This window comes from Pseudomonas japonica, assembly GCF_900188455.1.
Classification (GTDB): domain Bacteria; phylum Pseudomonadota; class Gammaproteobacteria; order Pseudomonadales; family Pseudomonadaceae; genus Aquipseudomonas; species Aquipseudomonas japonica.
This window is the reverse complement of record NZ_FZOL01000003.1, coordinates 191,548-216,058: the sequence shown is the minus strand read 5'-3', so window position 1 is coordinate 216,058 and position 24,511 is coordinate 191,548. Positions and strand designations below refer to the sequence as shown.

Annotated in this window: 22 protein-coding genes; 11 read left to right on the top strand and 11 right to left on the bottom strand. The window is 65.5% G+C overall.

Annotation, left to right across the window (positions count from 1 at the left end; translation table 11 throughout):
• Positions 1–50: 50 nt before the first annotated feature.
• A complete protein-coding gene (locus tag CHB99_RS29435; RefSeq protein WP_141137253.1) occupies positions 51–344 on the bottom strand; it encodes a hypothetical protein in 294 nt (97 codons plus the stop codon).
• 26 nt (positions 345–370) lie between these two features.
• Here CHB99_RS29435 and CHB99_RS05825 point away from each other — a divergent pair, with 26 nt between their 5' ends.
• Entirely contained in the window at positions 371–688 is a 318-nt protein-coding gene (locus CHB99_RS05825) for a cupin domain-containing protein (RefSeq protein WP_042129623.1), read from the top strand.
• Positions 689–720: 32 nt separating this feature from the next.
• On the opposite strand, the gene CHB99_RS05820 is transcribed toward CHB99_RS05825, so the two are convergent.
• From CHB99_RS05820 to pedF, 7 genes are all read right to left on the bottom strand, one after another.
• On the bottom strand, positions 721–1,557 hold the full coding sequence (locus CHB99_RS05820) for an SDR family NAD(P)-dependent oxidoreductase (RefSeq protein ID WP_042129621.1): 837 nt from the start codon (positions 1,555–1,557) through the stop codon (positions 721–723).
• A 9-nt stretch (positions 1,558–1,566) separates the two neighbouring features.
• Positions 1,567–2,334, bottom strand: coding sequence for an SDR family oxidoreductase (locus CHB99_RS05815; RefSeq protein ID WP_042129619.1), 768 nt, complete (start codon positions 2,332–2,334; stop codon positions 1,567–1,569).
• A gap of 193 nt (positions 2,335–2,527) precedes the next feature.
• Entirely contained in the window at positions 2,528–3,763 is a 1,236-nt protein-coding gene (locus CHB99_RS05810; RefSeq protein ID WP_042129617.1) for a helix-turn-helix transcriptional regulator, read from the bottom strand.
• A gap of 142 nt (positions 3,764–3,905) precedes the next feature.
• Entirely contained in the window at positions 3,906–6,332 is a 2,427-nt protein-coding gene (locus tag CHB99_RS05805; protein ID WP_042129614.1) for an efflux RND transporter permease subunit, read from the bottom strand.
• Positions 6,333–6,560: 228 nt separating this feature from the next.
• Positions 6,561–7,487 carry a quinoprotein relay system zinc metallohydrolase 1 gene (locus CHB99_RS05800; RefSeq protein ID WP_042129613.1) on the bottom strand — a complete coding sequence of 309 codons (927 nt, stop codon included), beginning with the start codon at positions 7,485–7,487 and terminating at the stop codon, positions 6,561–6,563.
• Positions 7,488–7,495: 8 nt separating this feature from the next.
• Complete coding sequence (locus tag CHB99_RS05795) at positions 7,496–8,251, bottom strand: quinoprotein dehydrogenase-associated SoxYZ-like carrier (protein WP_042129611.1); 756 nt, start codon at positions 8,249–8,251, stop codon at positions 7,496–7,498.
• Positions 8,252–8,255: 4 nt separating this feature from the next.
• A complete protein-coding gene (gene pedF, locus CHB99_RS05790; RefSeq protein WP_042129610.1) occupies positions 8,256–8,693 on the bottom strand; it encodes a cytochrome c-550 PedF in 438 nt (145 codons plus the stop codon).
• A gap of 353 nt (positions 8,694–9,046) precedes the next feature.
• On the opposite strand from pedF, the gene exaA reads away from it, so the two are divergent.
• Positions 9,047–10,834 (top strand): quinoprotein ethanol dehydrogenase, encoded by a 1,788-nt coding sequence (gene exaA, locus CHB99_RS05785; protein WP_245655663.1) that lies wholly within the window; start codon positions 9,047–9,049, stop codon positions 10,832–10,834.
• Positions 10,835–10,967: 133 nt separating this feature from the next.
• Positions 10,968–11,621, top strand: a complete 654-nt coding sequence (locus CHB99_RS05780; RefSeq protein WP_042129602.1) for a pentapeptide repeat-containing protein — start codon at positions 10,968–10,970, stop codon at positions 11,619–11,621.
• A gap of 152 nt (positions 11,622–11,773) precedes the next feature.
• Here CHB99_RS05780 and CHB99_RS05775 read toward each other — a convergent pair whose 3' ends face one another.
• Entirely contained in the window at positions 11,774–12,406 is a 633-nt protein-coding gene (locus CHB99_RS05775; RefSeq protein WP_042129597.1) for a response regulator, read from the bottom strand.
• A gap of 166 nt (positions 12,407–12,572) precedes the next feature.
• Between CHB99_RS05775 and CHB99_RS05770 the strand changes: the two genes are divergently transcribed.
• The 3 genes from CHB99_RS05770 to CHB99_RS05760 all read left to right on the top strand — a co-directional run bounded on the left by CHB99_RS05770 (position 12,573) and on the right by CHB99_RS05760 (position 15,439).
• Positions 12,573–13,115, top strand: a complete 543-nt coding sequence (locus CHB99_RS05770) for a PQQ-dependent catabolism-associated CXXCW motif protein (RefSeq protein WP_170946360.1) — start codon at positions 12,573–12,575, stop codon at positions 13,113–13,115.
• Between the two features lie 41 nt (positions 13,116–13,156).
• Entirely contained in the window at positions 13,157–13,822 is a 666-nt protein-coding gene (locus CHB99_RS05765) for a response regulator transcription factor (protein WP_042129596.1), read from the top strand.
• Between the two features lie 534 nt (positions 13,823–14,356).
• Positions 14,357–15,439: a 3-deoxy-7-phosphoheptulonate synthase gene (locus CHB99_RS05760; RefSeq protein WP_042129593.1), complete on the top strand. Its 1,083-nt coding sequence runs from the start codon at positions 14,357–14,359 to the stop codon at positions 15,437–15,439.
• Between the two features lie 457 nt (positions 15,440–15,896).
• On the opposite strand, the gene CHB99_RS05755 is transcribed toward CHB99_RS05760, so the two are convergent.
• Together CHB99_RS05755 and CHB99_RS05750 are read right to left on the bottom strand one after the other, a co-directional pair.
• The gene (locus tag CHB99_RS05755; protein ID WP_042125166.1) at positions 15,897–17,222 is read right to left on the bottom strand and encodes a hypothetical protein; all 1,326 of its coding nucleotides are present in this window, start codon (positions 17,220–17,222) and stop codon (positions 15,897–15,899) included.
• A gap of 28 nt (positions 17,223–17,250) precedes the next feature.
• Entirely contained in the window at positions 17,251–18,582 is a 1,332-nt protein-coding gene (locus tag CHB99_RS05750; protein WP_042125164.1) for a hypothetical protein, read from the bottom strand.
• Positions 18,583–18,750: 168 nt separating this feature from the next.
• Here CHB99_RS05750 and CHB99_RS05745 point away from each other — a divergent pair, with 168 nt between their 5' ends.
• The 5 genes from CHB99_RS05745 to CHB99_RS05725 all read left to right on the top strand — a co-directional run bounded on the left by CHB99_RS05745 (position 18,751) and on the right by CHB99_RS05725 (position 24,414).
• Entirely contained in the window at positions 18,751–19,032 is a 282-nt protein-coding gene (locus tag CHB99_RS05745) for a peptidylprolyl isomerase (RefSeq protein ID WP_042125162.1), read from the top strand.
• A gap of 103 nt (positions 19,033–19,135) precedes the next feature.
• Complete coding sequence (locus CHB99_RS05740; RefSeq protein WP_377697369.1) at positions 19,136–20,938, top strand: extracellular solute-binding protein; 1,803 nt, start codon at positions 19,136–19,138, stop codon at positions 20,936–20,938.
• The gene (locus CHB99_RS05735; RefSeq protein ID WP_042125159.1) at positions 20,935–21,987 is read left to right on the top strand and encodes a microcin C ABC transporter permease YejB; all 1,053 of its coding nucleotides are present in this window, start codon (positions 20,935–20,937) and stop codon (positions 21,985–21,987) included. Before CHB99_RS05740 ends, CHB99_RS05735 begins: the two co-directional genes overlap by 4 nt.
• A complete protein-coding gene (locus CHB99_RS05730; RefSeq protein ID WP_042125157.1) occupies positions 21,987–23,009 on the top strand; it encodes an ABC transporter permease in 1,023 nt (340 codons plus the stop codon). The genes CHB99_RS05735 and CHB99_RS05730 overlap by 1 nt, the downstream gene beginning before the upstream one ends.
• Positions 23,010–23,022: 13 nt before the next feature.
• A complete protein-coding gene (locus CHB99_RS05725; protein ID WP_042125155.1) occupies positions 23,023–24,414 on the top strand; it encodes a sigma-54 interaction domain-containing protein in 1,392 nt (463 codons plus the stop codon).
• Positions 24,415–24,511 lie beyond the last annotated feature (97 nt).

Genomic DNA, 24,511 nt, shown 5'->3' with positions numbered 1-24,511 from the left:
TGGGGTAACACGGTAGTGAGGGGCGGTCCCCCGCACAACTGACAGAAATGTCAGGTGGAGGGATATACAGGGGGCGCGGGAAGCGTCGTTTCAGGCGGGTGCGCGGGTCTGGCGGCGCGCAGGGCGAGCACCCCTTGTCGCCTGTCGAAGGCGTGAATCTCGAAGCATTTCAAAGACCGGCGCCGCGAAGTTTTTGATAACCTGAGCGGCGCCAAAGCGCTCCTGAAGATCCAGGCCATGAATGCTTCGGAAAATACGAGATTGGCGAAATCACCTTGCTGAACAACAACAGAAAACCATTGAGCCAGAGGAAAAAGAAGAACTTTCAAAGTTCTCGCAGCCATCCGGCTCTTGACACAGGACCGAGCCGATGCCCCACATGGACCTCAATGATATTGCAGAAAAACTACCTGTTTCCTGGAAATCGAAAGTGATCGGACAGTCGGGTAACTGCAATATAAAAATCCTCAAAATGGATGGCCAACAATATCCAGACGAAACCCATGACTACAATGAAGCATTGATTGTAATCAAGGGTTCCCTGCTTCTTGTTGTCGACAATGAAACGATACGGGTCGCGGAAGGAGAAATGTATCTGGCCCCCGCGGGCGTTCCACACGCTGTGGCAGCGGGCAGTCACGGCACCCTCATGATCATCGATCCAATGGAGCACGACCCGCGCAGTTGACTGTCGGCTGGCGGGTCGCTGCAAGGTCTGCCTCAGCGCTGTGACGGCGCCCACAAGCCCATTTCCCGGGCCAGGCTCTGCGCGGCGATAGTGCGTTTCTGGTAAGCCGGGGCACGCGGATCGGTGGCCAGCCAGAGCATCACCGCCGCCGGCACCTCGGGCGGGGCACTGCCGGCGCGCAGGGCGATCACGCCCTTGTCGCCGATGGTGGCCTTCAGCGCGTCGGTGGTGACCACGCCCGGGTTGAGGGTGTAGGCGCGGATGCCGCTTTCGCCCAGCTCCGTGGCGACGATCCCAGACAGCCGCGACACCGCCGCCTTGCCCGCGCCATAGGCATAACCCCAGCCGCCCTTTTCCGCCGCCACCGGCGGGTCGCTTTCGCCTGCCCCGGACGTGACGTTGATCACCACCCCACTGCCCTGCTCCACCATCACCTCGGCCACCGCACGGGTGAGCAGGAACGGCGTGAGGATATAGCCGTGGAACATGCGCTCCAGGGTATCGGGCTGCAGGGCCATGAAGCCGGCGTTGAGGTCGCTGCCCTGGTAGATGGCGTTGTTGACCAGCACGTCGATGCGACCGTACTCGGCGAGCACCGCCGTGCAGGCGGCCAGGGCCGAGGCGCTGTCGAGCAGGTCCATGGGCACGACGAGCGCCTTGCGGCCCAGGGCACGGATGGCCGCGGCGGTCGCGTTGAGGCTGCCGGGCAGCGGCGCGCCGCTGGCGTCGCGCAGGGAATGGGGATGCTGCTCGCCCTCGTCGAGGGTGCGCGCGCTGATCGCCACGTCGAAGCCGGCACGGGCGAAGGCCAGCGCCGCCTCGCGGCCGATGCCGCGGCTGGCGCCAGTGATGAAGGCAACCTTGTTCATGCTGACTCCTCAGACCTGACCGGGACGCACCATGGCGTCCATGCCGCCATCGATGTACATCACGCTGCCGTGGACGAAACCGGCCTGCTCGGAGTGCAGGAAGGCGATCAGCGCGGCGATTTCCTCCGGATGACCGTTGCGCCCCAGCGGCGCGACGAAATCGCGCACCGCCTGGCCGAAGCGCGGGTCGTTGCGCGAGGCGTCGTGCAGCGGGGTTTCCACGGCGCCGGGGGCGACCACGTTGAGGCGGATGCCCTTGGGTCCCCAGCTGGAGGCCAGGCGGCGGGCATGATGGGTGATGGCGTATTTCGAGCAGGCATAGGCGACCTGGGGTTCGCCCAGGGTGTCGGCGAGGTCGCGGGCGCGGGCTTCGTCGTTGGCCAGCATGGCCTGGGTCATGGCCTCGTTTTCCGCGCCGGGGCGGATCGCGGCGACCGAGCCGATCACCAGGGCGGCGGGGTTGTCGCCCTTGGCCAGGGCGTGTTCGAGGCCGGCGAGCAGTTGGCTGACGCCGAAATGGTTGATTGCCACGATCAGCCCGCAGGACGGCGCGGTGACGCCGACGCCGGCGCAGCAGACCAGGCCGTCGAGGACGCCGTTGCTGAGCTGCAGGACCTGGGCGATGGCGGCTTCGCGGCCTTCGCGGGTGGAGAGGTCGGCGTTGATGTCGGCGTTGGCGCGGTCGATGCCGATGATGCGCTGGCCGGCGGCGCGCAGGGCGGTGGCGACGGCGGCGCCGATGCCGGAGGCGGAACCGGTGATGACGGTGGTGGGCATGTTGTTGTTTTCCGTGGTGGGGTCGGGGACCGCTTTGCGGTCCTTCGCGGTGGTTCGTCACACGACAAGCCACGCTCCTACAGAGGCATCGCGACATTCCTGTAGGAGCGTGGCTTGCCCGCGAAGGGCTGCAAAGCAGCCCCAATAATCGAAGGTGAACTGGAGCAAAACATCGTCCACCCAGACTAAAAAACTACGCCCGCCTGGCCATCGGCACCGCCAGCTGCGGCGGCGGCACCTTGACCTTTCCCGGCGCTTTCAAGGGCATCTTCGGCTTGCCCAGGGCCACCACGCTGTTGAGCAGGATGCGCACCAGCTCGGTCTGCCGGCGCACGCCCGTCTTGGAGAAGATCGAACGCAGGTGCGCCCGCGCGGTATTGCGGCGGATATTCAGTTCCTCCGCCGCTTCCTCCAGCGACAACCCGTTGGCCAGCTCCATGGCCAGCGCCGTCTCGGCCTTGGTCAGGTTGAACAACTGCTTGGTCACCAGTTCGCTGGCCAGCGACTTGCTCGCCGCGTCGCGGATGTACACCAGCGCCGCCGGCTTGCCCTTCTCCTCCGCCCAGTCCAGCGACGGAATCGGCTCCACCACCAGGCCCAGGTTGACCTGCCCGGACGGCCGGGTCACCGACATGGCCTCGGCGCTCTTCGGCGCGTCCGGGGAGAACGCGGCGCGGATCAGCCGTTGCAGCTCGCGGTTGTCGCTCGGATAGGTCGCCTCCAGGCGCCCGCCCACCAGCTTCAGGCCGTCAGCCTGGGCCAGCAGGTCCTGGGCCACCGGGTTGACCCGCAGCACGCTGCCGCTCTCATCGAGGATCAGGGTCGCCACCGAAAGCCGGCTGATGGCCTGGGAATACAGCTCGCTCAGGGATTCGCTGCGGTCCAGCAGGTTGTGCACCTGCATGCCGCGGCGCAGGTGCGGCAGGAACATCGCGCACAAGGCCCGGTCATGCCGGCTGAACGCCGGCGCGCGCTTGGGCCGGGTGATGCGCAGGCGCAGCTTGCCGCCATCCGGGGTGGAGATGTCCGCGCCCATGACGTGGTAGACGTCCTGCGGGCCGCAGAACATCTTGAAGTAGGCCGAATGCTCCCACTGCTCCGGGCTGAGCACGTCGTCCACGGTGAACACGTAGTCCTGGGGCAGATTGGTGAAGGGGGTCTGGGTCTGCGGGTAGGTCATGTAGCTGACTTCGCCGGCGCCTTCGATATCGCCGACGATGATCATCAGGCCCATGTCCGGCTGGTCCGGCACGCGCAGGATCAGGGTCACGTAGTTGGCGCCGTAGAGGTCGCGGAAGCTGGTCAGGGCCTTGGCCATGCGGCGTGGATCGATGGCGCCGTCATAGACCTCGCTGACCAGCCGATCGTAGGTGGCCAGGTCGAGACCCAGCGCATCCAGGCCTTCCTGGGTGAGTACAGGATTCTCCACAGTCTTCTCCTCGCTCGGGTAAGGCCGTGGCCTGCCCTTGTTGTTTTTATGAGTTCGGCTGCTGCACGTTGCAAGGCGGGGCTCCAGGGGAGCCGCGCCACAGTCTCGCTGTCTCGCGGAACGCCCACAATAGGGCGCTCCCCTATTTTTCGACGATGGGTGCGGCCGGCTGTCGCTTCGGCCGGAATTCGCCACGCAGTACCTCGATGGAATGCGCCTCCCGCACCACCAGCGGACGACCACGGTTGAACCAGGCGGCCAGGGCCGGCAGGAGGAAGATGGCGCCCAGCACGTTGACCAGGAACATGAACGACAGCAGCACGCCCATGTCGGCCTGGAACTTCAGCGGCGCGAAGGCCCAGGTGCAGACGCCGATGGACATGGTCAGGGCGGTGAACACCGCCGCCGTGCCGCGCTGGCACATGGCCTGGTAGAAGGCTTCGCGCAGGTCGGCGCCGGCGGCCATCTCGTGCTGGATGCGCTCGTACAGGTAGATGCCGTAGTCCACCCCGACCCCCACGCCCAGGGCCATCACCGGCAGGGTCGCGACTTTCAGGCCGATGCCGAGCATGGCCATCAGCGCGTTGCAGAGGATCGCCACGATCGCCAGCGGCACCAGGATGCACAGCACCGCGCGCATGGACAGGAAGGTCAGCCAGCAGAACAGCGCCACCGAGCCGAACAGCGCGGCGAGCATGATCACCTCGGCGCGCTTGACCGCCTCGTTGGAGGCCGCCATCACCCCGACGTTGCCGCCGGCCAGGAGGAATTCGACATGGGGCGTGGCGACATCGGCAATGATCCGCCTGGCCTCGTTGAGCACATGGCTGATGGTGGCGCCTTCGTGGTCGGCGAGGAACACCAGGATCTGCATCTGCTGGCAGCCGTCGGTGACCAGGCCGTCGTCCGGCATGTAGGCCCGGGCGCCCTGGCTGAGACCGCGGGCCGAACCGGGAATCGCCGCCCAGCGCGGGTTGCCCTCGTTGTTGCCGGCGATCACCCGCTTGCCCATGCCGGCCACGCTCTGCACCGACTGCACGCCCTGCACGGCGCGCATGCGGAAATCGAAGCCTTCCACGGCGCGCATCACTTCCGGATTGAGGCAGCCCTCCTCGACGTTGTGGGCCTGGACGAACACCGCCAGCACATCCAGACCGATGGAGTAGCTGCCGATGATCCGCGCGTTGTCCTGGTTGTAGCGCGAGTCGGCGCGCAGCTCGGGGGCGCCGGCGCCGATATCGCCCACCGCCAGTTCGCGGGCCTTCCAGGCGCCGGCAGCCAGCAGCAACAGGCTCAGGGCGAACACCGCCAGGGCCGGTTTCGGCTCGGCCAGGGCGGAGAGGCGCCACCACAGGGCATGGCGGCTGTTGGCGTCGGCTTGCGCCTTGCGCAGCAGGCCGCGCTCCAGCGGCAGCCAGGAAATGATGATCGGCAGCATCAGCTTGTTGGTGACGATCATCAGCATCACGCCGATGCAGGCGGTCACCCCCAGTTCGTGGACGATGGGGATGTCGATGAGCATGATCACGGCAAAGCCCAGGGCGTTCATCAACAGCGCCAGGGAGCCGGGAATGAAGATCTTGCAGAACGCCGTGCGCGCGGCCTGCAGCGAGGTGGCGCCGGCCACCACGTCCTGTTTCCAGGCGTTGGTCATCTGCACCGCGTGGGACACGCCGATGGAGAAGATCAGGAACGGCACCAGGATCGACATCGGGTCGATGCCCAGGCCCAGCAGCGGCAGCAGGCCGAGCAGCCAGACCACCGGGAGCAGCGCCACCAGCAGCGCCACCACGGTCAGGCGCAGCGAGCGCGAGTACAGCCACAGCAGCAGGCCGGTGATGACGAAGGCGATGGCGAAGAAGCCGATCACCGTGGTCAGGCCTTCCACCACATCGCCGACCAGCTTGGCGAAGCCGACGATATTGATCTCGATCTGCTCGCTGGAATACTTCTGCCGCACCTCTTCCAGGCGCTGCGCGATCTGCGCGTAGTCCACCGGTTTGCCGCTGCGCGGATCGAGGTCCTGCAGGTCGGCGCGGACCATGGCGGATTTCAGGTCGTTGGCGATCAGTCGGCCGACCTGGCCGGAGGCGGCGGCGTTGCTGCGCACCTGGGCCAGGTCCTCGGGAGTGCCGCTGAAGCGTGGCGGCACCACCACGTCACCGAAGAAGCCTTCCTCGGTGATCTCGATGTAGCGCACGTTGGCGGTGAACAGCGAGGTCACGCTGGGCCGGCTGACCCCGGAGATGAAGAACACATCGTCGGTGACCTTGCGCAGGGTTTCGAGGAATTGCGGGTTGTAGATATCGCCCTCGCCTTTCCAGCGCACGCTGACCAGGAAGCGGTTGGCGCCGGTGAAGTACTGGCTGAACTTGAGGAAGTTGACCATGTAGGCATGGCGCACCGGGATCTGCTTGTTGAAGCCCGGGTCCAGCTGCGTATTGAGGGCGCTGTAGCCCAGTCCCAGGCTGAGCAGCACGAACAGCGCCAGCAGCCCCTTGCGCCAGGCCATCAGCCAGTCCGCGATCACCTCGACGCCGTGCGCCACCCATTGTTTGACCTGATTCATCACCCGTCTCTCGTTGGCCTTTGACCGGATAGTCGGGCTGGAGGGGGTTGGGGGCATCGTCCAAATGGGTTAGGTAGCAAGAGGCCTGCGTCTGTCCCGTAGGAGCGTGGCTTGCCCGCGAAAGGACTGCACAGCAGTCCCTCTTCCGGGGCAGCGCCGTAATGGGACTGCTGCGCAGTCCTTTCGCGGGCAAGCCACGCTCCTACGGGGACGTGCGACTCGCGACGATCATTGCTCCACCCGCGCCATCGCCGCCTGCTCATAGCGGGGATAAAGGTGAGTCACGCTGCGAATCAACTCGTACTTGCTCAGGTTGACCGCGGCGAACCGCTCCGGAATCGGCGTGGCGATCACCTCGTTCATGTCCAGCCCGTTGGCCGCGCTGTCGCGCAGCAGGTCGTCCAGCCAGCCCAGGTAGTCCACCATCTGGTCGAACGGGGCGCGGTCGCTGCTCACCGGGCCATGCCCCGGCACCAGCACTTTCCATGGCAAGGCCTGCAACTGCTGCAGGTCATCCACCCATTGCGCCAGCCCGGGGCTGTGCGGCGTGGTCAGGGCACGCTGGTAGAACAGCAGGTCGCCGGCGAACAGCACCCCGCTCTTCTCGTCCAGCACCGCCAGGTCCGCGCCGCTGTGCCCGCTGAACGCCAGCAGGCGCAACGGATGCGAACCGAAGGTCTTCAGCCCCGCTTGCGCGGTCTGCTCCGGCAAGCGCACCTGGGTCCCGCGCATCCAGTCGCCGACCATGCGGTACAGGTTCTCCGCCAGGGCATCGCCCTCCCTGGCCAGTTGCTCGCGGGTCCCGGGCAAGGCGGCGATCGGCACATCGGCGAAGGCCTGGTTGCCCAGGGCATGGTCCGGGTGATGGTGGGTGATCAGCACCTGCACCACCGGCTTGTCGGTAACCGTGGCAATGGCCTGGCGCAGGGCCTGGCCGTAGCGCAGCGAAGGACCGCTGTCGATCACCACGACACCGTCCTCGCTGACGATGAACCCGGTATTGACGATATTGCCCCCGTTGTCACGGGAGAAGTTCTCGGTGCTGCCCTCCAGCACCCAGGTGTCGGCCGCCACCTGGCGCGGCTGCAGGTGGTAGTCCAGCTCGGCCAGGCTCGGCAGGCTGACAAGACTCAACAGGCACAGCAAAGCACGCATCCGGGACCTCATTCGATGGCGGCGTCGAAGGCATTGCCGTTGTTGTCGCGCAGGCTCAGGCGTACCGGGCCCGGGCGGCGCAGGTCGAACGACAGGCTGGGGTTCTCGCTCACGGCCGGGAACAGTTCCAGGGTCGCCAGGGACTGGCCCTGGGCGTCGAACAGTTCGGCGTGCTCGATGAAGAATTCCGGAATCCCGGCCATCAGGCCGTTATCCATGGGGTGCGAGACCGCCAGGCGCAGGCGGCTGTAGTCCTCGCGCGGGTAGCGCCCGCCCAGCACCTGGCCGAGACGCTGTTCCCAACCCGGCTGGCTGCGCACCACGCTGGGCGCGGTACAGCCACCGCCGGCGGCGTCGATCAGGGTCGAGCCGACATGCCAGACACCGTCCTCGGTCTGCACGGCGGCACGCAGCGGGGTGGCCTGCTCGATGCGGATGCGCACCGCCAGCCACGGCAATACCTCGGGCCCCGGGGTGAAGTCGACGATCCGCGGCAAGGGGTTGAGCTCGGCCCACACCAGCATGCGCCTGACCTTGCCCGGCAGCTCGCGGGCATCCACCTGCAGCGGCACCTGTCGGGCATCCTCGGCGAACGGCGGCGCAATGACCTTGACCCGCTGATCGAAACGGTACGGCTCGTCGCCAATCCATTGTTTACGGTAGAACTCCCACATCACCGAGGGCACCGGGTCGGGGCCCGGCTCCAGGGCACATGCCGGGGCGCCAAGCCACAGCGTGATCAGCAACAGCGGCACCCGGCCCATGGCATCACTCCGTGACGTGAACACTGTCCAGATAGGTACGGATGGCCCAGAGCGCTTCCTGGCTCAGGAAATCGGCCATCTTCGGCATGTACACGCGACCGTCGCGCACCGAGCCGTGACGTACCCGCTCGACGAACCATTCGTCACCGGCGACGCCCTCGTCGAGCATGCGCAGGTCGGGAGCGATACCACCGGACTTGGCTTCCAGGCCATGGCAGGCGGCGCAGTTCATGTTGTAGGCCGAGGTACCGATGGCCAGCGCCTCGTCGTGGTCCTTGCCGTTGCGGTAGGGGTTTTCCGTCCGCCATTCGTCACCCAGCTTCTCCAGATTGCCGGTGTTGACCGCGGTCGGCGTCACGTTGCCGTGGGCCATGACCGCTCCGGTGCTGATCAGGCCGGCCATGAACACGGTGCCCAGCAAGGCGTTCTTAACTCTTGTCATTGTTTTGCCCTCGACTACTCAGGTTGCACGATTTGCACGCGAAAACCTCTCTGGCGAAAGGTTCTGCCGGCCATCTTAGGAAGCACCCGACAGCCTCCCCATGCTGCTTTGGTGGTCGCGCTCTACTCCGTTGGTAGTAGGGCTTGTGGGGCAGTGCCAAATCATGCCCGGACCGGGAATTTTTCCCGGCAAGGACGGGAGTTTTTCCGTATCTCGGGAGGGCCTGGCGTTCCAGTCTATGCAGGCCAAAACCTCCATTGGGAAACACCAACATGACAATAAGATCGTTACCCGCCGCTCTCTCCCCACTGTCCCTGGCCGTACAATCCGTGCTGCTGGTAGGCACCCTGGCCATGGCTCCGGCCCAGGCCAAGCCCGTGACCTGGGAAGACATCGCCGACGACCACAAGACCACTTCCAACGTGCTGCAATACGGCATGGGCACCAACGCCCAGCGCTGGAGCCCGCTGGCGATGGTCAACGACAAGAACGTGTTCAAGCTGACTCCGGCCTGGTCGTTCTCGTTCGGTGATGAGAAGCAGCGTGGACAGGAGTCGCAAGCGATCATCAACGATGGCGTCATCTACGTGACCGGTTCCTACTCGCGGGTCTTCGCCCTCGACGCCAAGACCGGCAAGCGCCTGTGGACCTACAACCACCGCCTGCCGGACGACATCCGCCCCTGCTGTGACGTGGTCAACCGTGGCGCGGCGATCTTCGGCGACAAGATCTTCTTCGGCACCCTCGACGCCCGCGTCATCGCCCTGAACAAGGACACCGGCAAGGTCGTCTGGAACAAGAAGTTCGGCGATCACTCCGCCGGCTACACCATGACCGGCGCACCGACCCTGATCAAGGATGGCAAGACCGGCAAGGTCCTGCTGATCCACGGCAGCTCCGGTGACGAATTCGGCGTGGTCGGCCAGCTCTACGCTCGCGATCCGGACACCGGTGAAGAAGTGTGGATGCGTCCGTTCGTCGAAGGCCACATGGGCCGTCTGAACGGCAAGGACAGCACCCCGACCGGCGACGTCAAGGCGCCGTCCTGGCCAGATGATCCGACCACCGAGACCGGCAAGGTCGAAGCCTGGAGCCACGGCGGCGGTGCCCCATGGCAGAGCGCGAGCTTCGATGCCGAGACCAACACCATCATCGTCGGCGCCGGCAACCCTGGCCCGTGGAACACCTGGGCACGCACCCCGAAAGACGGCAACCCGCACGACTACGACAGCCTGTACACCTCCGGCCAGGTCGGCGTAGACCCGAGCACCGGTGAAGTGAAGTGGTTCTACCAGCACACCCCGAACGATGCCTGGGACTTCTCCGGCAACAACGAACTGGTGCTGTTCGACTACAAGGACAAGGATGGCAAGCAGTACAAGGCCACCGCTCACGCCGACCGCAACGGCTTCTTCTATGTGGTCGACCGCACCAACGGCAAGCTGAAGAACGCCTTCCCGTTCGCCGACAACATCACCTGGGCCAGCCATATCGATCTCAAGACCGGTCGCCCGGTGGAGAACGAAGGTCAGCGTCCGCCGAAGCCGGAGCCAGGCCAGACCAAGGGCAAGCCGGTCGAAGTCTCGCCACCCTTCCTCGGTGGCAAGAACTGGAACCCGATGGCCTACAGCCAGGACACCGGCCTGTTCTACGTACCGTCCAACCAGTGGAAAGAGGAATACTGGACCGAGCAGGTCAACTACAAGAAAGGCTCGGCGTACCTGGGCATGGGCTTCCGCATCAAGCGCATGTACGAAGACCACGTAGGCTCGCTGCGCGCCATGGACCCGACCACCGGCAAGATGGTCTGGGAACACAAGGAGCGCCTGCCACTCTGGGCCGGCGTGCTGGCGACCAAGGGCAACCTGGTGTTCACCGGTACCGGCGACGGCTACTTCAAGGCCTTCAACGCCAAGACCGGCGAAGAGCTGTGGAAATTCCAGACCGGTAGCGGCGTGGTTTCGCCACCCATCACCTGGGACCAGGACGGCGAGCAGTACATCGGCGTGACCGTCGGCTACGGTGGTGCGGTACCACTGTGGGGCGGCGACATGGCCGAGCTGACCAAGCCGGTGGCACAGGGCGGTTCGTTCTGGGTGTTCAAGATCCCGAGCTGGGACACCAAGACCGCGCAGCGCTGATGTGAGTCAAGCGAGGGGGGCCTGACAGCCCCCTTCGCACTTGCTGCGCCCCCTTGTAGGAGCTGGCTTGCCTGCGAAGGACCGCAAAGCGGTCCCCTCCCCTGGCAGCCATACACCAAGCCCAGGAGCCACCATGAAATACCTCCCGCTACTCCTCACCCTCGCCATCACTCCCGCCTTCGCTGTCATCGCCGACGACGGCGAAGACCAGCCCCTGGTCGTCAATGGCTGCGTGATCAAGCCGGAAAGCCAGTGCCCCAACGCCAACCTCGAAGGCGCCGACCTGAACAACCAGGACATGCGCAAGATGAACCTGGCCGGCGCCAACCTGAAGAATGCCAACCTGCGCCATGCCAACCTCGACCTGGCCAACCTGGAAAAAGCCCAGTTGCAGGGTGCAGTGCTCAACCGCGCGAGCCTGCAGCAGGCCAACCTGCGCATCGCCGATCTCACCGGCGCCAACCTGGTCGCCGCCCAGGCCTGGGGCATGTTCGCCCAGGGCGCGAAGTTCAACGATGCCAACCTCAGTGCCGCCTACCTGGAGTTCGCCAAGTTGTCCGGGGCCAAGCTGCATAACAGCAACCTGCAGGCCGCGGACCTGGAAATGACCTGGCTGAGCCGCGCCGACCTGCTGGGCGCGAACCTGGCCGATGCCAACCTGCAGGAAGCCAAGTTCGGCGAAAGCAATCTGGAAAATGCCGATCTGCGCGGAACCCGCAAGCATTATGCGAATTTCCAGGATGCCAACATGGAAGGCTGCAAGGGTTGCCCGAAGACCTGGGACTAGCCCATCGCGTTCCTGAGTCCCTCGTAGGAGCGCGGCTTGCCCGCGAAAGGACCGCAGAGCGGTCCCCGTTACCCGACACGAGTGGGCATGGGGACCGCTTTGCGGTCCTTTCGCGGGCAAGCCGCGCTCCTACGGAGGCAGGGAGGCAATGGTCAGGCTGCTATGCGCAACAACCCCGTCTCGATCGCCAGATGAACCAGCTCGGCATGGGAACTGACCTGCAGTTTGCTCTTGAGCAGCGTCAGGTAGTTGGACACGGTCTTGCCGCTCAGGCACAGATGCTCGGCGATCATGCGCATCGAGGTGCCCTTGGCCAGCATCAGGAAGATTTCGGTTTCGCGCTGGGTCAGGCCGTTGAGCCGAGCGTCCTTGTCCTCGGCGCGGTGCGGCTGGGTCGCCAGTTGCGTGGCCAGGGCCTGCTCGATATAGGCATGCCCGGCCAACACCCGGCGCACCGCTTCGAGCAGCGTGGGCGCCGCCACCGCCTTGGACAGAAAGCCACAGGCCCCGGCATCCAGCGCCTGGCGCACCAGACCCAGCTCGGTGTGCTCGCTGAAGAACAGCACACGCAACTGCGGCAGGCGCTGACGCAGACGGCGGGTGGTTTCCAGGCCGCTGATGCCGGGCAGGTCGAAGTCCATCAGGACCAGCCCGGGCACCTGCTCCTGAACCCGCAGCAAGGCTTCCTCGCCGCTGGCGGCTTCGCGCACGGGCAGTTCACCGCTCAGGGCCGCACTCAGGCCCAGGCGCATCATGGGGTGGTCGTCGACCAGCAGAATGTCCATCGGCGTCGTTCTCATTGTTATCGATGTTATCGCCATGCCCCATGCTAGAGCGCTCGCCGGCCGCCCCGCCTACTACTTTGGTAGCGCTTTTGCTGTCGATGGTCGCATTCACAAAGCCATGCGACTGACCTGTAATAACGGCATAACAAAAATGAGACTGTCGATCATGCTGCCTCGCGCCCTGTCCGTCCTCCTCGGCCTGACCCTGTCCGGCCTGCTCGCCACTACAGCCCTGGCCGAGACTCCGCTGTTCTCCGCCGACGGCTACCGCGCCACGCTGTACCGCAGCCCCACCCCGGCCAGTGCCGAGGTGGCCCAGACCGTCGACACGGCCCAGGTCCAGGCCCTGGCCAAGGACCAGGCGCTGCTGATCGACGTGTACAAGCGCCCCTGGCTCAACGGCCAGTTCATCGACAGCGAAGCCCACGCCAACCTGCCCGGCAGCCACTGGCTGCCGAACACCGGCGATGGCCAGCTCGACGCGCAATGGGCCGGGTATTTCAGCCGCCATCTCGAACGCCTCAGCGGCGGCGACCACCAGCGTGCCATCGTCTTCTACTGCCGCTCCGACTGCTGGCTGAGCTGGAACGCCGTGCGCCGTGCCACCGCGCTGGGCTATACACGGCTGTACTGGTACCGTGATGGCCTGGATGCCTGGGAGGCCGCCGGCCTGCCCGTGGTCGCCGCCAGCCCCGAGGTGTTTCCCTGATTTCCCTGTGGTCACCGCCCAAAACAATAAGGTGCAAAGCCATGTACAAGATTCTGATCGCCGACGACCATCCGCTGTTTCGCGAAGCAATCCATAACGTCATCAGCGATGGTTTCCCGGGCAGTGAAGTGATGGAGACCGCCGACCTCGACAGCGCCCTGGCGCTGACCGGCGAGCACGACGACCTCGACCTCATCCTGCTCGATCTGAACATGCCCGGCATGCACGGCCTCGGCGGCCTGATCAACCTGCGCAACGAGGCACCGACCATCCCGGTGGTGATCGTTTCCGCCGAGCAGGACAAACAGATCGTCCTGCAGGCCATCACCTACGGCGCGGTGGGCTTCATCACCAAGTCCTCGCCGCGTTCGCAGATGACCGAGGCCATCGAGCAGATCCTCAACGGCAACGTCTACCTGCCGCCGGACATCATCCGCACCCAGAAAAGCGGCACCCGGCGCAGCCAGAGCGAGCCCCAGGGCTTCGCCCCGGAACTGCTGCAGGCGCTGACCCGCAAGCAGTTGCTGGTACTGGAGCGGATGACCAAGGGCGAGTCCAACAAGCAGATCGCCTACAACCTCGACATCGCCGAAACCACGGTCAAGGCCCACGTCTCGGCGATCCTGCGCAAGCTCAACGTGCACAACCGCGTGCAGGCGATCCTCAGCGCCGGGGACATCGACTTCACCGCCTACCTGCGTCGATAGGGCGAATCGATCGTTTCGATTGAAATCAATCCTTGAAACACATCGTTACGCTGAAGTAAGCTCGAACGCATTCGACTGGAGCACGCCATGCAACACGCCACCCACATCCACGCACAACACACCGCACGCCTCGCGCGCGCCGTGGCCGGCGTGACTGTGCGCGGCGCAAGCGCTCCGTATTACTTCGGGTATTGGTTTAGCCACAGGCGCCGCTGATACCCACACCGGCGCCCACAAACAGGGCCGCCGTACACGAGAACTCTCGAACCCCCGGACGGCCCAGCCCTCCGGGGGTTTTGTTTTTCCGGCCCGTTGCCACTGACATCACTGAGGAATCGACCCATGAACTACGCCACCTGCTACCGCTACCAACCCTCTGCCTGGCGATTTAGCCACTGCCTGTCGGGCCAGCCTGCCGCCTCCGACCGGTCCGCAACAGGTGGCGATCAAGCACTCACACGTATCTGTCGAACACAACGATAGGGCCGAAGGCGCGGGACCGAACACCCGCCTTCCGCCCAGGGAATCCCGAACATGCAAGCGACCACCCAGGCACTGCCACTGAACACCACCGCCGCGGCCAACACCTCCGTCAGCCTGCGTCTGCCCAGCCCCGTGCAACTCAAGCAGCAGTTGCCGCTGTCCACCGCCCTTGCCACCCAGGTCCAGCAGCACCGCCAGGCGGTGAAGCACATTCTCGACGGTCACGACCCGCGCCTGCTGGTCATCGTCGGCCCCTGCTCCCTGCACGATCCGCGTTCCGCCCTGGAATACGCCGAGCGCCTTGCCGCGCTGTCGCGCCAGGTCGGCGATCAACTGTTGCTGGTGATGCGCGCCTACGTCGAGAAGCCGCGCACCACCGTCGGCTGGAAAGGCCTGGCCTACGACCCGAAGCTGGACGGCAGCGACGACATGCACGGCGGTCTGCGCCTGTCCCGGCAACTGATGCTGGACATGCTGCGCCTCGGCCTGCCGGTGGCCACCGAATTGCTGCAACCCATGGCCGCCGGCTACTTCGACGATGTGCTGAGCTGGGCGGCGATCGGCGCGCGGACCACGGAATCGCAGATCCACCGCGAGATGGTCAGCGGCCTGGGCCTGCCGGTGGGCTTCAAGAACGGCACCGACGGCGGTGTCGGCATCGCCTGCGACGCGATCCGCAGCGCCGCCCACCCGCACCGCCACTTCGGCCTCGATGCCCAGGGCCACCCGGCGATCGTCGAGACCCTCGGCAACCCGGACACCCATCTGGTCCTGCGCGGCGGCCATAAAGGTCCGAACCATGACGCGGCCAGTGTCGAACAGGCACGCCAGGGCCTGGCCAAGGGCGGAATCCCGGCACGGATCATGGTCGATTGCAGCCATGCCAACAGCGGCAAGGATCCGCTCAGGCAGCCGGCGGTACTGCGCGATGTGATCGAACAGCGTGTCGGCGGTGACCGCTCGCTGGTGGGGGTGATGATCGAGAGCCACCTGTTCGATGGTTGCCAGGCCCTGGGCAAGGGCGCGCTGAAATACGGCGTGTCGATCACCGATGGCTGCCTGGGCTGGACGGGCACCGAGGCGATGCTGGTGGAGGCGGCGCAGGCCCTGCGCGCGCAGGTTCGGCTGGCCTGAGTCGAGCATGGATATCTACACATCTTTGAAGGCTTGCGGGGGGACCGCATCAAGGCCGCCAGGTGCCTGTCTTGAGTCTTGCAGCGCCCTGAAGATCGAGCGCCGCCCGCGCGGCGCATCGCGGGCAACGCCCGCTCCCACATCGGTTGCAACGTACCTATGCCTGACAGGCCATGGTTGACCGCCTTGTTGGTTCGACTCGATACCGAGTCGAACCCAACAGCCTCCCCGCGATGCATCGCCGAAAAAACAAAGGCTGACAACTCAAATCCAACAGGCCATGGCACGTTGCAACCGATGTGGGAGCGGGCATTGCCCGCGATGCGCCGCGCGGGCGGCGCTCGATCTGGAGGGCACTGCACATGTTGAGGCGAACACCTGGCGGTCCTGGCGCGATTTACTGTCAGGCGTTCAGTGTAGATACCCATGCCGAGTCGAGACCGGTCAGGGCCTGTCGTCACGGCAGGCCCTGATCGTCGGGGTTGTAGCTGAAAGGCTGGAGATTGCCATTGCCCAGATTGGTCTCCAGCAGGGGCAGGTAGCGCCCGGTCTGCTGTAAATAGTCCAGCTGGATATGCCGGCCGCCATCGCCGCCTTCTCCTTCGTAGAACGAGGAGTGACCATAGACGATCGCTTCGATCGGCAATTGCTCACCGATATTCTGCGGCCAGGGCCGCATCACGACCTCGGTCCACGGGTCGATTTCGCGGGTCTGGCTGCGGATATCCAGGAGCAGTTGCAAATCGTCCGCCGACAGACCGAGGGAGCAACCGTCGCGCGGGGTGGCTGCGTAGCGTTGCGTCCAGTCGGCCAGGGTATTCACACCAAGGGCCTGACAGGTGTCGCGCAAGGTGCAGGCGCCGCGGTCGGGTGCGTTGCCTATGGCGCCATCGACGGGGTACACGCACAACGGCTCGAACGGCGTCGGTGCCGGCGCGGCCAGTTCGCGAATGACATAGCCCTTGGAGTACACCAGCTTGTCGGCATTGTCGTCGCCGCGAAAGTAGCTGAAGGACACACCGTCGATGCGGATCGCGTTCGGGCTGGGATTCCAGGCGTGAAAATCGCCGTCGCCCACCGTGCGCAGCAGTATCCCGCTGCAGTAATAGCCAGCGCGCCCTTCGCGACAACCGGTGGCGGGGTCGGCATAGCGGGCGTTGAGCCGCGCCGCGACCTGATAGCCGTTGTACAACTGCTCCTGCTGGCTGAAACCGAACGCGACATCACCCTCGCCACGGACCAGACGCACCAGGGGCAGCCAGGTGTCGGTGGCCTTGAAGTACTCCAGCTGACCCCTTTGCGCCCGCAGCAGGGCATCTGTGGCGCTGCTGTCGTAATACAGGGCCTGTACCGCGAGTTTGTCCGGGGCGTCCTCGGCCCAGTTGCCGACCAGGACTTCCCCGGAGGTGGCGCTGTCGTCGGCGATCACCTCGTAGGGCTTGCCCTGCCCCGTTGCCGTGAAGCGGTCTTGCAGAAGAAAGCCGACATCGGCCGGCAATACCCCCGCGTAACCGTCCTTGCGCAGAAAATAGAAACGCTCCGAACCCCGTTCCTGCGCTTCGCCGCCGTGCTGCCAGAACGGTTGCGGGTGTTCGTCCAGCATGGGCAGCACCAGCACGCCACTGCAGGAGTACGGCGGCTTGCCGCCGACGCACTGCGCCGGCGTCGCGGCCAGGCGCTGGTTGAGTTGCGCGGCGGTTTCCGGACCGCTCAAGGCCCAGCTCGGGGCGCAGGACACTGCCAGCAGTACGGCGATGCTCAGGCGCAGAAGGAGTTGGAACATGTTGGATCCCTCGGTTCAGGCCGCCGTCTCACTCCAGATTCTGTTCGGCAGGCGTATAGGTGAACAGACGACCGTCAGCCGCATTGAGGTCGATCTTCAGCAGCGGCAGATAGCGCCCGGTGTGCTTCAGGAAGTCCTTCTGGATGTACTGCGCATCCACCAGACCACTGTGTTCATAGATGGAAATGTCACTGTGTACGAACGCCTCGATCGGCAAGCCGTCGCCGCTGTCCTGCGGCCAGGCCAGCATCATGGCCTCGTTCCACTGGTCCAGGCGCGGGACATTGGCGCGAATCGCACGCATCAGTTCGAAATCGGCGGGCGATGTGCCCAGCGAACAGCTCTTGCGGTGCATGTCCTGGCTCTCATAGCGTGCCCGCCAGGCGTCCAGGGTCGTGATGCCCAACTGGGCGCAGGTGTTCAGGTAGGTGCAGGCGCCACCCTCCGTTGCCACCGCCGTGGCGCCATCTTCCGGGTACATGCAATCGAGCGTGAAAGGTGTTGACGCAGGCGCCGACAGCTGGCGAATGACGTAGCCCTTCGAATAGACCAGCCAGGTCACCCCGGGCACATCCTGGCGCAGGTAGCTGAACGAAACGCCATTGATGCGTATCGAGTTCGGGCTGGGGTTCCAGATACGGAAGCTGTAGTTGCCCATGTCCACCGTGCGCACGAACACGCCGCTGCAGTAATAGCCCGAGCGGCCGTCGCTGCAGGGCGCGGTATTGGCATAGCGCGCATTCAGCCGTTGCGCGACCTGATAGCCGTTGTACAACTGCTCCTGCTGGCTGAAGCCGAACGCCACATGACCGCCGTCGGAGGCGTAACGCACCAGCGGCAGCCATTCGCCGGTGGCCTCGAACCAGTCGCGCTGCCCACGCTGCGCCAGCAGCAGGCTGTCGGGTCGGGTGTTGTCGTAGTACAGCGCCTGGACCGCGAGCGCTTGCGGCGCGTCCTCGGCCCAGTTGCGCACAAGCATTTCGCCGGGTGTCGGCGCGTCCTCGGTGACCACCTGATACGGCTTGCCCTGGCCGATGGCGGTGTAATGATCGTGGAGGATGTAGCCGGTCGTGCCCGGTGGCTGCACACCGCTGTCCCGGCGCAGAAACAGAAAACGCTCGGAACCGCGTGCCGCCGCCTCCGCGTCGTGATGCCAGAAAGGCCGCGGATGTTCCTCGGCCATGGGCAGCACCAGCACCCCGCTGCAGGCATAGGGCGGCTTGCCGCCGACGCACTGCACCGGCATCGCCGCCCAGCGCTGGTTGAGTTGCACCGCGGTTTCCGGCCCGGTCAGGGCCCAGCCCCGAGCGCCCGTCAGGCACAACAGCAGGAGAGACAGACGCAGGAACAGGCGAAGCATGATGGCTTCCTCGATCGCCCTGAGGGCTCAGGGAGAATTGAAGAGCCGAGAGGCCATATCGCACAACTGGCAGAAATATCAGGTAGCAGCAGTCTGCCTACGGATTTTGAGGAGAATTCCCCAGGCAATTACGGTAGGCTCTGGCTTTTCTAACTCAGGAGTTTCCCCATGGCCCGAGCCACCGCCCGCCACATCCTCGTCAGCAGCGAAGACAAGTGCAACGAACTGAAGGCGCAGATCGAAGCCGGCGCCGACTTCGCCGAAGTCGCCAAAGCCAACTCCACCTGCCCATCCAGCCGCCAGGGCGGCGACCTGGGCTCGTTCGGTCCGGGCCAGATGGTCAAGGAATTCGACACCGTGGTGTTCAGCGCACCGCTGAACGTGGTCCAGGGTCCGGTGAAGACCCAGTTCGGTTACCACCTTCTGGAAGTGACCAGCCGTCAGGACTGATCGCTTCTTGAGTCGTAAGGTCGTGTTGGCCTTGAGGGACCGCTTTGCGGTCCTTCGCAGGCAAGCCAGCTCCTACAGGGCCGGTATGCTGCTATTGGCGGCGATGAGTGTTCATAGCGTCCACGCCGCCCCGACCCACGCCCTCACCGTCTACGGCGAAGCCCCGCGCTATCCCGCCGGCTTCCAGCACTTCCAGTACACCAACCCCGACGCCCCCAAGGGTGGCAGCCTGCGCCGCTCGGCCATCGAGATCGGCCAGTTCGACCATGTCCTGCCCTATATCGACAAGGGCATCGGCGTCAGCGAGATCGACGGCTGGCTGTATTCGCCCCTCGCCGTGCGTTCGCTGGACGAGCCCTACACCGTCTACGGCCTGGTGGCCCGGCGCATGGAGCGGGCCGACGACGGCCTGTGGCTGCGCTTCTACCTCGACCCGAACGCCCGGTTCGCCGACGGCAAGCCGATCCGCGCCGAGGACGTGCGCTTCACCTACGACCTGCTGCTGCGCGACGGCAACCTGAAGTACCGCACCCAGTTCGCCGATGTCGCCGATGTGGTGGTGGAGTCGCCGACCCAGGTGCGCTTCGACTTCAAGACCAGCCAGAACCGCACCCTGGCCCTGGACCTCGCCTCGCTGCCGGTGCTGCCCGAACACTGGTGGCGCAATCGCGACTTCGCCAACGGCGGCGGCTTCGAGGCTCCGCTGGGCAGCGGCCCGTACCGTGTGGCGCGAATCGACAACGGCCGCAGCATCACCTTCGAACGCAACCGCGACTGGTGGGGCAAGGACCTGGCGGTCAACCGCGGCCGCTACAACTTCGACCAGTTGCGCATCGAGTATTTCGGCGACACCGACGTGGCCCGCCAGGTCCTGCGGGGCGGCGGCTACGACTACAACCGCGAGTTCTCGGCCACCGGCTACACCATCGGCTACGCCGGTCCGGCCCTGGACGACGGCCGCCTGCAACGTGCCCATCTGGCGAAAGAGGCACCGCAGAATGCCCAGGGCTACGTGTTCAACCTGCAGCGCCCGGTGTTCCAGGACCGCCGCGTGCGCCAGGCCATCGCCCTGCTCTGGGACTTCGAATGGAGCAACCGGCGGATGATGCGCGATATGTACATCCGCCAGCAGAGCTACTTCGCCAACAGCCCACTGGCCGCCCGCGCGCTGCCCGACGCCGAGGAGCTGAAACTGCTGGAGCCGTTGCGCGGGCAGATCCCCGACGAGGTCTTCAGCCAGGTGTTCCAGGCACCGCGCAGCGATGGCTCGGGAATCATCCGCGACAAGCAGCTGCAAGCCCTGGCCCTGCTGCGCGAAGCCGGCTGGCAGGCGCAGGGCGATCGCCTGGTCAATGCCCAGGGCGAGCCGCTGAGCTTCACCTTCCTCAACGGCCAGAACGGCATGGAGCGCCTGCTCCTGCCGTGGAAGCGCACCCTGGCGCAGATCGGCATCGACATGCAGATCCGCCGGGTCGACTCGGCGCAGTACGTCAACCGCCTGATGGCGCGCGACTACGACATGATCGTCACCGGCTACCCGGTCACCACCTCGCCGGGGCTGGAGCTGTACAGCTACTTCGGCTCGGCCGCGGCCAGCGACCCCGGCTCGAACAACTTCATGGTCCTGAAGAACCCGGCCGTCGATACCCTGATCGATGGTCTGGTCCGCGCCGGCACCCAGGCCGACATGCAGCGACATGCCCACGCCCTCGACCGCGTGCTGCAGTGGAACTACTACTGGATTCCCAACTATTACCCGCCGGGCACCTCCAGCGTGTGGTGGAACCGCTTCGGCCTGCCGAAGATCCCCGCGGCCAATGACCCGGCGCTGGATACCTGGTGGGAAGTCAGCCCGACCGCCCTGACCAACGCCGAGATGGCCGCCCGCCAAGGACGCCAACCGTGACCGCCTATATCCTGCGGCGCCTGCTGCTGATCGTGCCGACCCTGCTGGTGATCCTGCTGGTCAACTTCGTCATCGTCCAGGCCGCCCCCGGCGGGCCGGTGGAGCAGGCGGTGGCGCGCCTGCAGGGGATCGGCGGCGGTGCGCCCGGGGCGGGTTCCGTGCAACTGGATTCGCGGGCCAGCCGCGGCCTCGATCCGGCCCTGCTGGAAACCATCAAGAAGCAGTACGGCTTCGACAAGTCGGCGCCGGAACGCCTGTGGCTGATGCTCGGCAACTATGCCCGGCTGGATTTCGGCGAGAGCTTCTTCCGCGGCGCCAAGGTCACCGAGCTGATTCTCGACAAGCTGCCGGTGACCCTGTCCCTCGGCTTCTGGGCGACCCTGATCACCTACCTGGTGTCGATTCCCCTCGGCATACGCAAGGCCGTGCGCCATGGCAGCCTTTTCGACGCCTGGACCAGCAGCGTGATCGTGATCGGCTATGCCCTGCCCTCGTTCCTCTTCGCCCTGCTGCTGATCGTGCTGTTCGCCGGCGGCACCTCGCTGAACTGGTTCCCGGTGCGCGGACTGGTCTCGGAAAACTTCGCCGAACTGAGCCTGATCGGCAAGGTCGCCGACTATTTCTGGCACCTGGTGCTGCCGGTGGGCGCACTGGTGATCGGCGGCTTCGCCACCCTGACCCTGCTGACCAAGAACGCCTTCCTCAACGAGATCACCCGCCAGTATGTGGTCACCGCCCGGGCCAAGGGCCTCACCGAAAAACGCGTGCTCTACGGCCATGTGTTCCGCAACGCCATCCTGCTGGTGGTGGCCGGGCTGCCCCAGGCGCTGATCACCGTGTTCTTCGCAGGCTCCTTGATGATCGAGGTGATCTTCTCCCTCGACGGCCTCGGGCGCATGAGCTACGACGCCGCGGTGAGCCGCGACTATCCGGTGGTGTTCGGTTCGCTGTTCATCTTCACCCTGTTCGGCCTGCTGATCCGTCTGCTCGGGGATATCTGCTACACCTTCGTTGATCCGCGCATCGACTTCAGCGCGAGGGCACACTGATGTTTCGCCTGTCGCCCATCAGCCAGCGCCGCTGGCAACGCTTTCGCAGGAATCGCCGCGGCTGGTTCTCGCTGTGGGCCTTCGCCGCGCTGCTGACCCTGAGCCTGGGCGCCGAGCTGATCGCCAACGACAAGCCGCTGCTGCTCAGCTACAAGGACAGCCTGTATTTCCCCGCCTTCAAGCGCTACACCGAGCAGCAGTTCGGCGGGCAGTTACCGTTCCAGCCGGACTACCGCAGCCAGTACGTGCGCCAGCTGATTGAGGGCAGTGGCGGCTGGATGCTGTTCCCGCCGGTGCCGTTCAGCGCCGACACGCCCAACTACGACCTGCAGGTGCCGGCGCCCAGCCCGCCGACGGCGAGCAACTGGCTGGGCACCGACGACCAGGCCCGCGACGTGCTGGCGCGGGTGCTGTACGGCACGCGGGTGTCGATCCTCTTCGCCCTGGCCCTGACCCTGATCAGCACCGTGATCGGCGTTACCGCCGGGGCCCTGCAGGGCTATCACGGCGGCTGGATCGACCTGCTCGGCCAGCGCCTGCTGGAAGTCTGGTCGGGGCTGCCGGTGCTCTACCTGCTGATCATCCTCAGCGGCTTCGTCGAGCCGAACTTCTGGTGGCTGCTGGGGATCATGGCGCTGTTTTCCTGGCTGGCCCTGGTCGATGTGGTGCGCGCCGAGTTCCTCCGCGGGCGCAACCTGGAATACGTGCAGGCGGCACGGGCCCTGGGCCTGCCGGACCGCCTGGTGATCGTCCGGCATATCCTGCCCAACGCGATGAACGCCACCCTCACCTACCTGCCGTTCATTCTCACCGGGGCGATCTCGACCCTGACCGCCCTCGACTTCCTCGGTTTCGGCATGCCCGCCGGCAGTGCCTCGCTGGGCGAGCTGGTCAACCAGGGCAAGCAGAACCTGCAGGCGCCATGGCTGGGCTTCACCGCCTTCTTCGCCCTGGCGCTGATCCTCACTTTGCTGGTGTTCATCGGCGACGCCCTGCGCGAAGCCTTCGACCCGCGCGCCTGACCACGGACTGCACATGCACGACAGCGACAACCTCAAGGACTACCAGCGGGTGCGCCGCCTGGCGATCAAATCGCTGTTCGAGATCATCGAGCAATCCAGCGAAGGCACGGTGATCGTCGACCGCGACGCACGCATCGTCTGGATGAACGAGCGCTATGCCCGGCGTTTCGGCCTGCCCGACGCCAGCGCCGCCATCGGCCAGCCCTGCGAACAGGTGATTCCCGGCAGCCTGATGCGCGAGGTGGTGACCCAGGGCCGCCCGGCCCTGCTGGACATGCTCGACACGCCCAAGGAGCCGCTGGTGGTCATGCGCCTGCCGATCCACGACGCCGGCGGCGAAGTGATCGGCGCCATCGGCTTCGCCCTGTTCGACGAACTGCGTAGCCTGTCGCCACTGCTCAAGCGCTATTCCAGCATGCAGCAGGAACTGGCCTCGACCCGCTCGCTGCTGCGCGCGCGCCAGGCCAAGTACAGCTTCAACCAGTTCATCGGCACCAGCGCGGCGAGCCTGGAGGTCAAGCGCCGGGCCCGGCGCGCGGCGAGCAGCGAGGCCCCGGTGCTGCTGCTCGGCGAAACCGGCACCGGCAAGGAGCTCCTGGCCCACGCCATCCATGCCGCCTCGCTGCGGGCGCACAAGGCTTTCGTCAGCATCAACAGCGCGGCGATTCCGGAAACCCTGCTGGAAGCCGAATTCTTCGGCACCGCCCCGGGCGCCTTCACCGGCGCCGAGCGCAAGGGGCGTGCCGGCAAGCTGCAACTGGCCGAAGGCGGCACGCTGTTTCTCGACGAAATCGGCGACATGCCGCTGCCGTTGCAGAGCAAGTTGCTGCGGGTGTTGCAGGAGAAGGAATACGAGCCGGTGGGCTCGAACCAGATGCTGCACAGCGATGTGCGGGTGATCGCCGCCACGTCCCGCGATCTGCAGGCGGCCATGGCCCGTGGCGAATTTCGCGCCGACCTGTATTACCGCTTGAACGTGCTGCCCATCGAGGTGCCGGCGCTGCGCGAGCGGATCGAGGACCTGCCGGCATTGACCGAGGCGATCCTCGAAGACCTGGGCAGTCGCCACGAACTGGAGGACGACGCCCTCGGGCTGCTGGGCAGACATGCCTGGCCGGGGAATATCCGCGAGCTGCGCAATGTGCTGGAGCGCGCGACCTTGCTGTCCGAGCGGACGCTGCTGGGGGTTGCGGATATCGAGTCGGCGCTGGGCAAGCTGATGCCACGGTCGGTGGATGAACCGGTGCAGGACTATCGGCAGGCGTGCGAGGCGTTCGAGCGGGAGTTGCTGCAGAAGGCCCTGGCCCGGTGTGCCGGGAACGTACCGGAGGCCGCGAAGCAGCTGGGGTTGGGGCGCTCGACTTTGTACAAGAAGCTGGTGGCGTTGGGGATTCAGTCTCAATAGAGAGACATGAGTCTCTAAAAAGAGACAGCAGTGATCTGATGCGAATTCCGTGATCTGACGCTCCTACACACGTTCTGCGCGGCAAGCCAGCTGTCTA

What these genes read in the sequence shown, in the direction of transcription:
- CHB99_RS29435 (WP_141137253.1), bottom strand. Translation starts at nt 344, where the DNA reads ATGGCTGCGAGAACTTTGAAAGTTCTTCTTTTTCCTCTGGCTCAATGG.
- CHB99_RS05825 (WP_042129623.1), top strand. Translation starts at nt 371, where the DNA reads ATGCCCCACATGGACCTCAATGATATTGCAGAAAAACTACCTGTTTCC.
- CHB99_RS05820 (WP_042129621.1), bottom strand. Translation starts at nt 1,557, where the DNA reads ATGAACAAGGTTGCCTTCATCACTGGCGCCAGCCGCGGCATCGGCCGC.
- CHB99_RS05815 (WP_042129619.1), bottom strand. Translation starts at nt 2,334, where the DNA reads ATGCCCACCACCGTCATCACCGGTTCCGCCTCCGGCATCGGCGCCGCC.
- CHB99_RS05805 (WP_042129614.1), bottom strand. Translation starts at nt 6,332, where the DNA reads ATGAATCAGGTCAAACAATGGGTGGCGCACGGCGTCGAGGTGATCGCG.
- CHB99_RS05800 (WP_042129613.1), bottom strand. Translation starts at nt 7,487, where the DNA reads ATGCGTGCTTTGCTGTGCCTGTTGAGTCTTGTCAGCCTGCCGAGCCTG.
- CHB99_RS05795 (WP_042129611.1), bottom strand. Translation starts at nt 8,251, where the DNA reads ATGGGCCGGGTGCCGCTGTTGCTGATCACGCTGTGGCTTGGCGCCCCG.
- pedF (WP_042129610.1), bottom strand. Translation starts at nt 8,693, where the DNA reads ATGACAAGAGTTAAGAACGCCTTGCTGGGCACCGTGTTCATGGCCGGC.
- exaA (WP_245655663.1), top strand. Translation starts at nt 9,047, where the DNA reads ATGGCTCCGGCCCAGGCCAAGCCCGTGACCTGGGAAGACATCGCCGAC.
- CHB99_RS05780 (WP_042129602.1), top strand. Translation starts at nt 10,968, where the DNA reads ATGAAATACCTCCCGCTACTCCTCACCCTCGCCATCACTCCCGCCTTC.
- CHB99_RS05775 (WP_042129597.1), bottom strand. Translation starts at nt 12,406, where the DNA reads ATGGACATTCTGCTGGTCGACGACCACCCCATGATGCGCCTGGGCCTG.
- CHB99_RS05770 (WP_170946360.1), top strand. Translation starts at nt 12,573, where the DNA reads ATGCTGCCTCGCGCCCTGTCCGTCCTCCTCGGCCTGACCCTGTCCGGC.
- CHB99_RS05765 (WP_042129596.1), top strand. Translation starts at nt 13,157, where the DNA reads ATGTACAAGATTCTGATCGCCGACGACCATCCGCTGTTTCGCGAAGCA.
- CHB99_RS05760 (WP_042129593.1), top strand. Translation starts at nt 14,357, where the DNA reads ATGCAAGCGACCACCCAGGCACTGCCACTGAACACCACCGCCGCGGCC.
- CHB99_RS05755 (WP_042125166.1), bottom strand. Translation starts at nt 17,222, where the DNA reads ATGTTCCAACTCCTTCTGCGCCTGAGCATCGCCGTACTGCTGGCAGTG.
- CHB99_RS05750 (WP_042125164.1), bottom strand. Translation starts at nt 18,582, where the DNA reads ATGCTTCGCCTGTTCCTGCGTCTGTCTCTCCTGCTGTTGTGCCTGACG.
- CHB99_RS05745 (WP_042125162.1), top strand. Translation starts at nt 18,751, where the DNA reads ATGGCCCGAGCCACCGCCCGCCACATCCTCGTCAGCAGCGAAGACAAG.
- CHB99_RS05740 (WP_377697369.1), top strand. Translation starts at nt 19,136, where the DNA reads ATGAGTGTTCATAGCGTCCACGCCGCCCCGACCCACGCCCTCACCGTC.
- CHB99_RS05730 (WP_042125157.1), top strand. Translation starts at nt 21,987, where the DNA reads ATGTTTCGCCTGTCGCCCATCAGCCAGCGCCGCTGGCAACGCTTTCGC.
- CHB99_RS05725 (WP_042125155.1), top strand. Translation starts at nt 23,023, where the DNA reads ATGCACGACAGCGACAACCTCAAGGACTACCAGCGGGTGCGCCGCCTG.